Below are 12,658 nucleotides of genomic sequence, written 5' to 3'. Positions count from 1 at the left end.
ATACTTCTGGGAGTAGACGCGCGAGAGCTTCGACTTCGAGGCGTGGATGGACGCCGGCTGTCCGTCCGACTGGTCCGGGGGGTAGCGCGCTCCCTGCATAGAGGTATCACTGTCTCTCTCTGCGACAATATAGTAACATTTTGCACCCCCGGCGCGTCGCGCCGTTAAGCGACTATCCAAAATACGCCGTACAGTATCCAGCTAGTAGAACATCATATCTCGTGAGAATCTCGCCCAGCTATCACATCAAGAGTTATCAGATGTACATACTACAAATAAAATATGAGAAGGGGCCTAGGCCACCGTGATATTGAGCCGCTATTTCGGAAATTAACGCCTATTGGATACCACTACAACAACCGCGAGGATATGAGATTCACAGCCACTGGTTTTTTCTATCGACACAGATGGGGTTTCCCGGAAAGACAAAATAACGACTTGCCGAAAGTTGGTCCTTATCTCATAACAAACAAACACGTAGTAGAACCTCCTGATGCCCCTCATCCAGATGCCCTTTCTATCCATCTACGAAATTCCGAGGACCTTCGTGAAAGTACGAGGAAATATGTTAATCTATACGATCCATCAGGAGACCCCATTTGGAGGACACACCCAAAGAATTCAAAAATCGATGTAGTAGCAATTCCAATCGATTTTGATCTTCAAGGAACCAAACCGTTCCATAGAGAATCGGTCCAAGAGGATGATAGGTCGGTTTCTGGAGGTGATATTTCGAAAGTCGTTGGATATCCAGATTTGCTATCTGGATTCCACAAATTCCCAATTATCCGTAATGCTCTAATTTCGAGTCCATATAGTGTCGCCCACCGCGATTCAGCCTTCTTTTTTATAGATTCGAAGCTACATAAGGGAATGAGTGGAAGTCCAGTTGTTCACATCCCCAAATATCAGGAGTTAGATGTTGTCTCTGAGGGGAAGATTACAGGCGACGAGAAGGGTTTGGTTGAATCTCTCCGTGCTGTTGGTCCCTCAAGTAAGTCGACCAGTGCCCGACTGTTGGGGATCTATTCAGATGAACAGATTACGATAGATGAGGACATATCTCTGGATGATATTCGAGATAAAATCGCTGGAAGCGAATCTGAACCAGATCTTGAAGACTACTTAGAGGACATTCAGGATCGACTCACTAACATTGAGAGAGAGTCTGGACTAAACCGGGTTTGGCATGCTCACTATCTTGATGATATCATTCGGAACCAAGATTGATATCCGCCGTCGAAACACTCTCTACCGGTGGATAGATGCGTCCTCGCCGTTGACGACGAGAGCGATCATAGACCGGGCGGACACAGACTCACCTGAACCACCGCATGAGGTTTAACTGACGCGACGGCGTAGTCACGAGCATGGGCACTTCGGACGAGACGACAGTGAGCGAGCGTGGCGGTATTACGATCCCGGCGGCGGTCAGGGAATCACTGGGGATCGAAGCGGGCGACAAGATCCGCTGGACCGTCGAAGACGGAGACGTGAGTATCCAGGTCGTCCACCAACGAGAGGGTGTCTTCGACGACTTCGAACCGATGTCGATGGGTGGCGACGGTGGGACTGCGCACAACACCACTGGGTCAGAGCGGTGACGCAGGCCCTGCTGGATGCGACTGTGCTCATCGCCGCGGCAGATACCGACGACGCGGACCACGAGGCGGGTCTCGACATCCTCCGTGGCATCGACAACGGAGACTTACCTGCGGGAGTCATTACGAACGAGGCTCTGCTGGAGACGCTCAACTTCGTCGAGGAACGAAAGGGCCACGGACGTGCTGTCGACCTCCTTGACCGCTTCGTTCAGGGTGCGCACTTCGAACTGCCGTACAATCCAACGAAGAACTACGGGCCCGGTCGGTCGCTGTTCCGAGGTCATCCCGGACTGAACTTCGGCGATAGTATGCAGGTTGCATTCATGAACGCCGAAGCGATCGAGTACATCTATAGTTTCGACGACGACTTCGATTCGCTGGACACTGTCACGCGTCTCAACACTGCAGTAAATCCTCACTGACGGTCTGTTCATGCTGGGGCCAAGGCCCCTCACTCCTCCCGCACGGCCCGCAACTCCACAGCCCCGTCGTCGGTCACCTGCCACTTTACGCGATGATCCTCCAGTTCCAGCAACTCCACCACGGATTCGGGCACGGTCGTTCGATAGTGCGTTCGGTCGGTGCCGTCGCGGTCCGACGCAGAGATCTCGGTGAGGGCGGTGATCGTCATACTCTCCCCTATCCACCCCGAGGACATGAACCGGCCACACACCGGTAAGCATTGACGCCACCGGCCAGCGCGACGATCACTTTCACCCCGGAGTACGAACCTTCTTGAGCGAGGGCGCAGTACCTTGTTTCGACCCAATGGCCACCGGCGTCGACAACACCGAACTCACCGACGCGTTCGAAGAGTTCTACCGCAACTACTACCGCAACGAGATCGGTGCACTCGCTCAGAAATATCCGAACGACCAGAAGTCGCTGTGGGTCGACTGGCAGGATCTCTATCGCTTCGACCCGGATCTGGCCGACGACGTGCAGAACCGACCGGACCAGATGCAGGACTACGCCGAGGAGGCGCTGCGCCTGTACGACCTCCCGGTCGACGTGAAACTCGGGCAGGCCCACGTTCGTTTTCACAATCTCCCCGAGTCGACGGACATCCGCGAACTGCGCCACGAACACCACTCCACGCTGGTCGCGGTCCAGGGCATCGTCCGCAAGGCCACGGACGTGCGCCCGAAAGTTACGAACGCCGCCTTCGAGTGCCAGCGCTGTGGGACCCTGACGCGTATCCCACAGGCCGCCGGCGACTTTCAGGAACCCCACGAGTGTCAGGGGTGTGAGCGCCAAGGCCCGTTCCGCCTGAACATGGACCAATCGGAGTTCGTCGACGCTCAGAAGATCCGCGTTCAGGAGTCCCCGGAGGGCCTGCGCGGGGGCGAGACGCCACAGGCTATCGACGTGAACATCGAGGACGACATCACCGGCAACGTGACCGCCGGGGACCATGTCCGCGTGACCGGCATCCTCAAACTCGACCAGCAGGGCGACGACCGCAACAAGTCGCCGATGTTCGACCTCTACATGGAGGGGATGGACATCGCCATCGAGGACGAGCAGTTCGAGGACATGGACATCACCGACGAGGACAAGAAAGAGATCATCGAACTCTCCAACGAGGATGGTCTCTACGACAAGATGGTCGGCGCGATCGCGCCGTCGATCTACGGCTACGAGCGCGAGAAACTCGCGATGATGCTCCAGCTCTTCTCGGGGGTCACCAAACACCTTCCTGACGGATCACGGATACGTGGAGATCTCCATATGCTGCTGATCGGTGACCCTGGTACAGGGAAATGCGTCGCAGGAGACACGCGGTTGACGCTCGCAGACGGCTCTGAGATCCCGATCCGAGAGTTGGTCGAGCGAAATCTCGACGATCCGAAGCCCGTCGACGACGGCGTCTGGGACGAGGTGGACTTCGACGTACCCTCGCTCCAAGATGATGGGACCATCGCGCAGCAGCGAGCAACGAAAGTCTGGAAACGCGAAGCGCCGGACCAGCTGTACCGAATTCGAACCGCCACTGGTCGAGAGGTCGACGTGACGCCGTCGCATCCGCTGTTCGTTCAATCCGAAGGGCGGTTTCAGGCGGTCAAAGCAGAGAATCTTTCGGAAGAAGACTTTGTGGCTGTTCCGCGGACGATCCCGTCGGACGGCGATCCAGAGTTGAACGTCGATTTCCGGCAGGCGCGTTCGTACAATCGTATCGACCTCGACTTGCCCGACAAATGGACACCGGAGCTTGGGCGGGTACTCGGCTACATCGTTGCCGAGGGATACGTAGAACAGCGTGACGATAACACTGGCTTCGTCTCGATTACGAACAACGACCGCGAAGTACTGGACGATGCGACGGAGATCTTGAGATCGCTCAACCTGAACGTTACGGAGCGCCAGGCCCACGATGGGAAAGACGCCCGTGAACTGATGTGCTCTGCTGGCGAGTTCGTCAGTTTCCTCGCGAAACTCGAGCCGAACCTGCTCTCGTCGTCGGGCGACCAACGTGTACCACGACCACTGATGCAGGCAACGGAAGAGATCAAATGCGCCTTCCTCACGGGATATATCGAAGGAGAGGGACACGTCTCAGCATCCCAGCGTGAGATCTCTGTCGCTTCGATGAGCGAACAGTTGCTTGAGGACGTTCGAGCGCTATTGCTCTCGGTGGGGATCACGTCACAGTTACAATCCCGGGACAACGGGAGCTACCGCCTCCGAATTTCGGGTGATGCTTTCGCCACGTACACTGAACGAATTGGATTCGTTACCGAGAGAAAGATCGAAGCGTGTGCGGCGCACGCCAACCAGTCGAGCAATACGAATCTCGATGTCGTTCCCGACGTCGGGACCGAACTTCGCCGTATCCGAGAGGCGCTCGATCTTACCCAGCACGACTGTGGTATCCCACGGACGACGTATCAGCACTACGAGCAAGGACGGCGGAACCCGAGTCGCCAGAGTCTTTCGTCGGTGCTGAGGGCCTTTGGTAATCGAATAGACGAGATCGACGTGACAGAGACACAGGCAACCGAAGTGACGACTGACGGGGGTGACCTCGAAAGTATCCGCCGCGATCTCGACGCACTCTGGGGACTCGTCGAGGGAGACACTGCGTGGGACAAGATCGAATCTATCGAGTCAATCGAACCAGAAAACGAGTGGGTCTACGACCTCGAAATCGAGGGGACGCACAACTATCTCACAAACGGCGTTGTCTCCCACAACTCCCAGATGATATCATATATCAAAAACATCGCACCGCGCTCGGTCTACACCTCCGGGAAGGGATCGTCCAGCGCAGGCCTGACGGCGGCGGCGGTTCGCGACGACTTCGGCGACGGTCAGCAGTGGACGCTGGAGGCGGGCGCGCTCGTCCTGGCGGATCTGGGGATCGCAGCGGTGGACGAACTCGACAAGATGGACGCCGACGACCGGTCGGCGATGCACCAGGCCTTAGAACAGCAGGAGATCAGTATCAACAAGGCCGGGATCAACGCGACGCTGAAATCGCGGTGTTCGCTGCTGGGGGCGGCAAACCCCAAGTACGGCCGGTTCGACCAGTTCGAGCCGATCGGCGAGCAGATCGACCTCGAACCCGCGCTGATCTCTCGCTTCGACCTCATCTTCACCGTCACCGACAAGCCCGACGAGGAGGAGGACCGCAATCTGGCGAGTCACATCATCCAGACCAACTACGCCGGGGAGTTACACACCCACCGCACGGAGAACCCCGCCTCGGATTACAGTCAGGAGGAGGTCGAAGCCGTCACCGACGAAGTAGCACCGACGATCGAGCCGGAACTCCTGCGCAAGTACGTCGCGTACGCCAAGACGAACTGCTTCCCGACGATGACCGAGGAAGCGAAAGCGGAGATCGAAAACTTCTACGTCGACCTGCGGGTGAAGGGGACCGACGAGGACGCGGCCGTCCCGGTCACGGCCCGAAAGCTCGAAGCGCTGGTCCGTCTCTCCGAGGCCTCTGCGCGGATTCGGCTCTCGGATACGGTCGAGCAGGAAGACGCCGAGCGTGCGACCTCGATCGCGCGCTACTGCATGGAGCAGATCGGCGTCGACCCCGAGACCGGCGAGTTCGACGCCGACGTGGTCGAGACGGGGACTTCAAAGAGCCAGCGCGACCGCATCCAGAACCTCAAGGGGATCATCAGCGACATCGAGGACGAGTACGACGAGGGTGCACCGGTCGACGTGGTCGTCGAGCGCGCCGAGGAGGTCGGCATCGACGAGTCGAAGGCCGAACACGAGATCGAGAAGCTCAAACAGAAAGGCGAGGTGTACGAACCTCGCACCGACCATTTGAGGACGACGTAGATGGACCGTATCTCTGCTCTCCGCAATGTCGAGGACGCGCTGGCCCGGTTCGAGGACGGCGAGTGCTCGCTGGCCGCCCTCGAAGACGAAGTTCGTGGGATTTTGCGGACCTACGCGACCGACTTCGACGGCTCCCTGCAGGCCTACCGTGCCGAAGGCGGTAGTGTCGACGGGGTGGTCGTCCTCGCGTCCTCGCGGCCGGACGCTCGTGACCGGGTCGCCGCGCTCGTCGACTCACCGGGACGGTTCGACGTGACGCCAATCGACGGCTGAGCTGCCGACTCGCACGAGGGAAAAGGGATTTGACCCAGTGGCGTGTGGTGTGTCGATAATGTCGGCAGTCTCCGACCAGCTCGACGATGCAGCGACGATACTGCTGTGTGCGTCGACTGGTCGTGATGGTGGACTGTGTCATCGACTCCTCGCCGACGACGCGGGAGACGGACGCACGGTGCTGTGGGTGTCGTTCGACCGCTCGGCCAAGGAGTGCCTCGCCGACCTCCCCGACTCGTCGGTCGAGCGTGCCGTCCTCACGGTCGGTGAGTCACGGACGCCCGACGAGACGGACGACGACGTGACCGTCGATGCGGTCTCGACCCGGAGCGATCTGACCGCGCTCGGGATCAAACTGAGTCGCTTTCTCTCCACGACCGACGGTGCGATCACAGTGTGTTTCGACTCGGTGACGGCGATGCTCCAGCACGTCGAACTCGATACGGCTTACGAGTTCCTCCACACGGTGACTCGCCAGTGTTTCGCCGAGGGGGCGCGGGTCCACTTCCACCTCGACCCCGACGCACACGACGCGCGGACGGTCGCTGTCATCACCTCGCTGTGTGATGCCCGTGTCACCGTCGACGGGACACCGGCGGTACGTGTTCGCCCGTCTTCGAGTGGATAAATTTAAGAGATTATGGTGTGAAATCGAGGGTGTGTTCCTCGTGATCACCTACTCACGGTCGGCCCGAACGTCGTTGCGAAACGTCACTCGTGCTCACGAGGAGACGACGGTTCGCCATCTCGGCCGTGCGGCACTACTGGAAGGGACGGCCTTCGGCGCGTTTCAGGCGCTTCGATTGCAAGAGAAACACGGTCGCGACGTGCAGATCGAGCGCGTCGAGCCGTTCGTCCCGGAAGACGTACCCGCCGAGGTTCGGGAGGCTGCAGCGACGTACGAAGCCCGTGAGACGGCGACGATACCCTACCGTCAGTTCGCGAACGGTCGACCGTTGCCGGAGCCGGACACGCTGCGGGAGCAGGACGTGTGATCGTCGGGGACGACGACCGCACGTGGTGTGGCGCGGTCGCCGACCTCCGCGGGCACGATCTCGCGAGCCACGCCGTCGCGGCGGCGATCCGCGGCGACGACACAGCCTGCCGAGTCCACTGTGCCGTGCCCGGGCCGCTGTTCGAACACGTCGGGCACGTCCACCCCGAGATGGGACTGCGTCGTAAAACGGCCCTCGCCGTCGCGGCCCGGTCCCGGGGGCTGACGGCACCCCAGCTGTCAGAGATCGAACGGCTGCGGGCCGAACGCGATCGAATCACGCTCGACGACGAGCCACAGCGCAGGTCTGACGCCCCGGAGACCGATCCGGCCCAACTGCGTGAGCGAGTCGCCACGCTGCGCGGGCGGGTGCAAGCTCTCGAAGCCAGCGGCGAGGATGCGAGCGACGTGCGGGCCGAACTGCGCGAGGCCGCAGCGACGCTTTCCGAGGGAGAGACGGCCCGGATCGCCGCCGAAGAGTATCGTACACAGACCCGAACTGACCGTGACCGCCGCGAGCGACGGATGCGTCTCGACGACCGGATCGCGAATCTCGAACGCGACGCGCGGTCGGCGCTGGTCGAACAGGTCAGTGACGCGTACGTACGCGCCGTCTTCGCGCTCGATTCGACGGTCGACCCGTTCGATGCGCCGCCGGTCGTCGCGGCCCTCGCGATCGGACGGATCTCCCGGCCTCGCGCGCCGGTCGTCCTCGCCGTCGATCGATTTCCGTCGCCGGCCGCCGCGGCCGACTGGATCGGTGGGCCAGTGATCTACTGTGACGAGTGACACTGTCGTTTAAGTCCGATGGCGGGACCAGCGTCGCCATGGTCTCCATCGAGACGACGACCGAAACACACGGCGGGGTCACGCTCGTGACGGTTCGACTGACCGGCGACGGCGTCGCCCGTCGCGTGCAGGTCCGCCATCGGCTGGACGGACCGGTGTGGCCCCCACGCTCGCGCGGGCTGCCCGCGCCGGGCTGGGACGAGCGGGGCTACGAGGGTGTCGTGCCTGCGGACGGTCGACTGGTCCTTGGCTACGCGACGCCAGCCTCGCCCGACGACCCGCCCGTGTCGCTAGAGGAGGGGGCCGTCGTCCGGGACGACGACGAGACGACCGACGTGACCGATGTGGTTCGCCAACTCGGTGATCCGACACCGCCGCGTGGGGCCGTCCCCCTGCCGACAGCTAGCGGGCAATCGCCGGCAGAACACACCGGCGAGAACGACGCTCCCGACCCGAACCGACCGCTCGACGATCCAGACGACACGGCACGACCCTCAGCTACCGGCTCCGGCGGTCCCGACCTGAAAACGAGTGCGGATCGCCCTGCTGTCCCATCCGACGACCGACCGGACGATCACGACGACAGCGCCGGTACGACCGATCCGGTGACGATGTGGCTCGACCGGGTCGAGGAGCGCGTTTCGACGGTCGAACGGCTGGACGCCGCCGACTCGGTGCCCGAACTCACGGCCGCGCTCTCGGCGACCGACGGTCTCGAAGCGAGCAATCGGACAGTTCGCGCGACTGCGGCCGACCGCCGTCGGCTGCTCGCCGTCGCCGACCGGGCACGCGACCTCGCCGACCGCATCGAGGCGAGCGATCCAGACCTGCGAGTCGCGGAGTGTATGCGATGATTCTCGCCGTCACCGGCGGCAAGGGTGGTGTGGGCAAGTCGACGGTCGCGTACAACCTCGCGGCACATCTCGATGGCGTCGTCGTCGACGGCGACCTCGGGATGGCAGACCTCCCCGCGTCGCAGGGACCGGACCTCCACGACGTACTGGCCGGCCGTGCGGACCCGGTCGAAGCCGTCCGCGAAGGCGGGCCGGTCGCGATCCTTCCCTGTGGGCGGACGCTCGCTGGCGCTCGGGCGAGTGACCTGACGGACTTCGTAACGGCAGTCGAGGCGGTCGAACGAGCCTACGGCACCGTCATCGTCGATTCGCCCGCGGGGCTGCGTGCCGACGTGGGACTGCCCCTGTACGTCGCCGACGGCTGCGTGCTGGTGACGACGCCAGACGCGTCGGCGCTGGCCGATGCACTCCGTGTCCGTGCCCTCGCCCGCGAACTCGACGCCGGACTGGTCCGGGTGGTTCTGAATCGTGCCACGGACGCGGCGGCCGTCGAGTCGGTCGCGGATCGACTCGGCGCACCGGTCGTCACGATTCCCGACGACGATGCCATCGCACGGGCACAGGCCGCCGGACAGCCAGTCCGTCGCACACGCCCAGACAGCGCCGCTGGCTCCGCCTTCGAGACGCTGGCGACGGCTGTCGAGCGCGATCTGAGACGACAACGACACGAGGTGTAGCGTCTCGCTGATCTCGACGAGGCGACCACCAGCGGCCACATCCGCGGCTGTCGATCCGTGCACGAACTCGACGCGACGGAGCGGTGTGTTGCTCTCGCAGTGATCGCCGACGGTCTCACTCGGAGAGTGCCTGATACGTCGAGCGCAGCGTCACCGGACTCACGCCGGCAACGTCGGCCGCAGTGGCCTGTGTCAGGTCGTACGCCTGCTCGCGGGCGGCGGTGTACAGGCAGGCCGCCGCGACGCCACAGGGGTTCTTGCCGGCGATGAGGTTCCGCTCCTCGGCGACGCCGGCCAGTTCGGTCGCTCGCCGTTCGATCTCGTGGGGCACGTCGAGTTCGCTCGCGAAGCGCGGCAGGTACTCGCGCGGGTCGATCGGTCCCGTCGGCAGGCCGAGTTCGCGGTTGATCGCGTCGTAGGCCACCCGAAGCTCGTCGGCCGACGCCTGTGCCTTCGCTGCGACCTCCTCGACGCTCCGTGCGATCTCACCGGTCCGGCAGGTGGCATACACCGCGGCGGCGGCGAACCCTTCGATCGAACGGCCGACGAGCAGGTCGGCCTCCTGTGCGGACTCGAAGAGGACGCAGGCGCGGTCGCGGATCGTCGTCGAGAGCGCGAGCTGACTGACCAGTCGTCGGATCTCGATGAAGCCGATCCGCTGATTGCGCTCTCGCTTCGAACTGGTCTGGGCGCGGCTGTGTTCGCGACGCAGGCGCGCCATCTGTCTGCGTTTGCGCCCCTTCAGCCGGGTCGAACGACCGATCTCAGTCGAGAGACCACGGTCGTGACGCGACCGGGTCAGTGGCGCACCGGTTCGGGCCTTCTCCTCGCTGTCGTCCTCGAAGGATCGCCACTCCGGGCCGCGGTCCAGTCGGTCCTCGCCGACGACGAGTCCGCACTCGGTACAGACTGCTTCGCGTGCCGATGCGTCGATCACACTGTCACATTCGGGACAGTGTTGCGTCATTGTGCTCATTCTATTTCGAACTTCGATCCGATGGAATATTTAAAACCAGGTCGTTCGACGGCCAACTCCCGATCTGCGGCGAAATCTACCTACCGGTAACCGGTAGGCAAACATCGAAGCACGGTACCTCGACCCGCTCGAACGCACCGATCCGTTCGCGACTCCAACAGCCTTAAATTACTCACTTGAAAATAGAGAACTAATGGGGCTTTCGGAGATCGCAGCCGGCATCGAAGTCACGACCGAGCAGTGTGACCGCGGTGTCGCGTCCGTCGACCGGACCGCCGGGTCGCTCGCAGATCGACTGGCCGACACCGATGTGCCACTGCCCTGCGAGCCGGACGCGGCAGCGACGCTGCTGGAGGCGTACGCTGCCGGCAAGAGCGTCGGTGATGCTGCACGAGCGGCAGGGATCGCACCGATGACGGGGGCCAAAACCCTGCATCGCTGTGGCGAACACGTCTGTCCGCTCACCCCTCGTCAGCGCGAGGTGCTCGAAGACTGGCTCGACGGCCAGCTCTCACGCAGTGACGCACTCGGACTCACGGGCGTGGGCGAGCGGGAGTTCGCGCTCGCGACCTACGTCGCGACCCACGAGCCAGTGGCCGACGCCCGTGCCGCGCTGGAAGGGGTGCTGACCGACGCCGACGCGACGGCCGACAGACAGGCGTCGCTGGGCGACGCCGTCGAGCAACCGAGCGATCTGGTGTAGGCCCGTTCGGGCGACCGAGAGAGTGCTTTCCTCGTCTGTCTCGTCCAGTTCACCGTCGATCGGTCGTGGATCGACCACACGCAGTCTCTCTCGACCGGGTGCAAAGCTCCACGACCCTCCTCAGTCGAACAACCCTTCCTCGGGGAATTCGAGGTCGAGCGAGCAGCCGCACAGTCCCTCGGCCATCGCTGCGACAGCGGGGGCGAAGGTCGTGTCCGGGTCGATCACCGTCGGTGTCACCACGTCGCGCTCACCCGTCGGGAGTTCGTAGTCGGGGTCGGTCAGTGCCGTGCCCTCGTCGGCGAAGGTCGCGACCACGGCGTCGGCGTCGAAGCCCAGATCGACCAGCCGACCGCGCATCCGCGGCAGGTGGTCGTTCCCGCGGCGGGTCGACGGTGCGACGAGTACCCGTCGATCGGCTCCGCGCACCGCGGCGACCGCCTGATTCGCTGCGACGGGTGGCACGTCGACGAGGACGTGCTCGTACTGGCTCGCGGCGTGGTCGAGACACGTTTCGAGGCGTTGTGCGGCTTCTGGCGTCTTGGCGCGTGCAAGTCGCTCGAAGGGTGCGTAGGCCGGACACAGCGCCACTTCCCCGGCCAGTTCCGGCCACACGTCGACGAGTGCCTCGGAGAAGCCAGCCTCGTCGACGGTGACGGCGGTACAGTCCGGATCGAGGCTGCCCTCGACGTACGTCGACAGCCCCTGTGTCTCGAACGCGGCGTCGACGACGGCGACGGACTCGCCCCCGCGTGCGAGTGTCGCCGCCGTCTCGACGACCGTACGCGTCGTGCCGACGCCGCCGGCGACGCCGACGAACGCGAGCGTCTCTGTCATGGTATCGTTCGATCGCTCGCCACCGAATAAAAAGGGTCGGACTCGATCGGGATCGCACTACACGTCGATGGCGGCTTCGATCTCGTCGAGGTCGGCGTCCGAAAGGTTCGGCCGAGAGCCGAACATGCTGTGGATCGGCCCGCCGCCGTCGCCCTCGAACCGCGGGACGACGTGGGCGTGGACATGGGGAACTTCCTGTCCCGCTGCCTCGCCGTTGTTGAACGCGACCGTCGTGGCCGGAGCGTCCACGGCGTCTTCGACGGCCGGGACGACCTCGTGGAGTGCCTCGTACAGCGCCGTCGCCTCTTCTGGGGGCACGTCGTCGAGGCGCTCGTGGTGTGCTTTGGGGATCACGAGCGTGTGGCCCCGTGCCAGTGGATTCGCGTCGAGGAAGGCGACCGCGTCGTCGGTCTCGTGAACGATTCGGCCGGGGATTTCACCCGCGATGATCGAACAGAAAATGCAGTCGTCGCTCATGGTTCGTCGTGTGTCCGGCGACCAAATCAAGGTTCGCCCTCTCTCTGGGGTAGTGTTCAGATTAGCTGATTCCATGCGAAGCTGAATGATCTGAGCCAGTCGTCAGCTGTGTCTGGATCGACGTGGCTGAAACAGTTTGAGAACGAAGAGGTTCGTCTTTTCACTTCTCGAAAGA

Annotated in this window: 15 protein-coding genes and 1 pseudogene; 11 read left to right on the top strand and 5 right to left on the bottom strand. The window is 62.7% G+C overall.

From position 1 onward, the window contains the following. Positions 1 to 282 precede the first annotated feature (282 nt). The 3 genes from AC5FRW_RS03090 (at position 283) to AC5FRW_RS03080 (ending at position 2,026) form a co-directional block, all read left to right on the top strand. The gene (locus tag AC5FRW_RS03090) at positions 283 to 1,230 is read left to right on the top strand and encodes a trypsin-like peptidase domain-containing protein (protein ID WP_493566967.1); all 948 of its coding nucleotides are present in this window, start codon (positions 283 to 285) and stop codon (positions 1,228 to 1,230) included. A 140-nt stretch (positions 1,231 to 1,370) separates the two neighbouring features. Beyond that, complete coding sequence (locus tag AC5FRW_RS03085) at positions 1,371 to 1,604, top strand: AbrB/MazE/SpoVT family DNA-binding domain-containing protein (protein ID WP_493566966.1); 234 nt, start codon at positions 1,371 to 1,373, stop codon at positions 1,602 to 1,604. Continuing rightward, a complete protein-coding gene (locus AC5FRW_RS03080; protein WP_493566965.1) occupies positions 1,601 to 2,026 on the top strand; it encodes a PIN domain-containing protein in 426 nt (141 codons plus the stop codon). Before AC5FRW_RS03085 ends, AC5FRW_RS03080 begins: the two co-directional genes overlap by 4 nt. Positions 2,027 to 2,055: 29 nt before the next feature. On the opposite strand, the gene AC5FRW_RS03075 is transcribed toward AC5FRW_RS03080, so the two are convergent. After that, a complete protein-coding gene (locus AC5FRW_RS03075; protein ID WP_493566964.1) occupies positions 2,056 to 2,235 on the bottom strand; it encodes a hypothetical protein in 180 nt (59 codons plus the stop codon). A gap of 137 nt (positions 2,236 to 2,372) precedes the next feature. Here AC5FRW_RS03075 and AC5FRW_RS03070 point away from each other — a divergent pair, with 137 nt between their 5' ends. The 7 genes from AC5FRW_RS03070 to AC5FRW_RS03040 are packed head-to-tail and all read left to right on the top strand — an operon-like array spanning position 2,373 to position 9,490. Further along, positions 2,373 to 5,903 carry an LAGLIDADG family homing endonuclease gene (locus tag AC5FRW_RS03070; protein WP_493566963.1) on the top strand — a complete coding sequence of 1,177 codons (3,531 nt, stop codon included), beginning with the start codon at positions 2,373 to 2,375 and terminating at the stop codon, positions 5,901 to 5,903. After that, a complete protein-coding gene (locus tag AC5FRW_RS03065; RefSeq protein ID WP_493566962.1) occupies positions 5,904 to 6,176 on the top strand; it encodes a DUF7854 family protein in 273 nt (90 codons plus the stop codon). It begins immediately after the preceding gene. 58 nt (positions 6,177 to 6,234) lie between these two features. Then, a complete protein-coding gene (locus tag AC5FRW_RS03060; RefSeq protein WP_493566961.1) occupies positions 6,235 to 6,804 on the top strand; it encodes a DUF7504 family protein in 570 nt (189 codons plus the stop codon). 31 nt (positions 6,805 to 6,835) lie between these two features. Next, on the top strand, positions 6,836 to 7,171 hold the full coding sequence (locus tag AC5FRW_RS03055; RefSeq protein WP_493566960.1) for a DUF7855 family protein: 336 nt from the start codon (positions 6,836 to 6,838) through the stop codon (positions 7,169 to 7,171). Continuing rightward, positions 7,168 to 7,959, top strand: a complete 792-nt coding sequence (locus tag AC5FRW_RS03050) for a DUF7856 family protein (protein WP_493566959.1) — start codon at positions 7,168 to 7,170, stop codon at positions 7,957 to 7,959. Before AC5FRW_RS03055 ends, AC5FRW_RS03050 begins: the two co-directional genes overlap by 4 nt. Positions 7,960 to 7,997: 38 nt before the next feature. Beyond that, complete coding sequence (locus AC5FRW_RS03045) at positions 7,998 to 8,813, top strand: DUF7857 domain-containing protein (RefSeq protein WP_493566958.1); 816 nt, start codon at positions 7,998 to 8,000, stop codon at positions 8,811 to 8,813. Then, positions 8,810 to 9,490: a MinD/ParA family ATP-binding protein gene (locus AC5FRW_RS03040; RefSeq protein ID WP_493566957.1), complete on the top strand. Its 681-nt coding sequence runs from the start codon at positions 8,810 to 8,812 to the stop codon at positions 9,488 to 9,490. Before AC5FRW_RS03045 ends, AC5FRW_RS03040 begins: the two co-directional genes overlap by 4 nt. Before the next feature lie 115 nt (positions 9,491 to 9,605). Here the strand turns inward: AC5FRW_RS03040 and AC5FRW_RS03035 are convergent, their stop codons facing one another. Next, on the bottom strand, positions 9,606 to 10,466 hold the full coding sequence (locus tag AC5FRW_RS03035) for a transcription initiation factor IIB (RefSeq protein ID WP_493566956.1): 861 nt from the start codon (positions 10,464 to 10,466) through the stop codon (positions 9,606 to 9,608). 193 nt (positions 10,467 to 10,659) lie between these two features. Here AC5FRW_RS03035 and AC5FRW_RS03030 point away from each other — a divergent pair, with 193 nt between their 5' ends. Further along, positions 10,660 to 11,169: a DUF7858 family protein gene (locus AC5FRW_RS03030; protein ID WP_493566955.1), complete on the top strand. Its 510-nt coding sequence runs from the start codon at positions 10,660 to 10,662 to the stop codon at positions 11,167 to 11,169. Between the two features lie 120 nt (positions 11,170 to 11,289). Here AC5FRW_RS03030 and AC5FRW_RS03025 read toward each other — a convergent pair whose 3' ends face one another. From AC5FRW_RS03025 to AC5FRW_RS03015, 3 genes and pseudogenes are all read right to left on the bottom strand, one after another. After that, positions 11,290 to 12,006 carry an AAA family ATPase gene (locus tag AC5FRW_RS03025; RefSeq protein ID WP_493566954.1) on the bottom strand — a complete coding sequence of 239 codons (717 nt, stop codon included), beginning with the start codon at positions 12,004 to 12,006 and terminating at the stop codon, positions 11,290 to 11,292. Between the two features lie 57 nt (positions 12,007 to 12,063). Continuing rightward, the gene (locus AC5FRW_RS03020) at positions 12,064 to 12,483 is read right to left on the bottom strand and encodes an HIT family protein (RefSeq protein ID WP_493566953.1); all 420 of its coding nucleotides are present in this window, start codon (positions 12,481 to 12,483) and stop codon (positions 12,064 to 12,066) included. 56 nt (positions 12,484 to 12,539) lie between these two features. After that, positions 12,540 to 12,658: pseudogene (locus tag AC5FRW_RS03015) on the bottom strand (IS6 family transposase); the annotation flags it as partial.

This window comes from Halomicrobium sp. HArcht3-1, from assembly GCF_058933345.1.
Note: the sequence above shows the minus strand (reverse complement) of the source record. Positions and strands in the feature narration are given on the sequence as shown.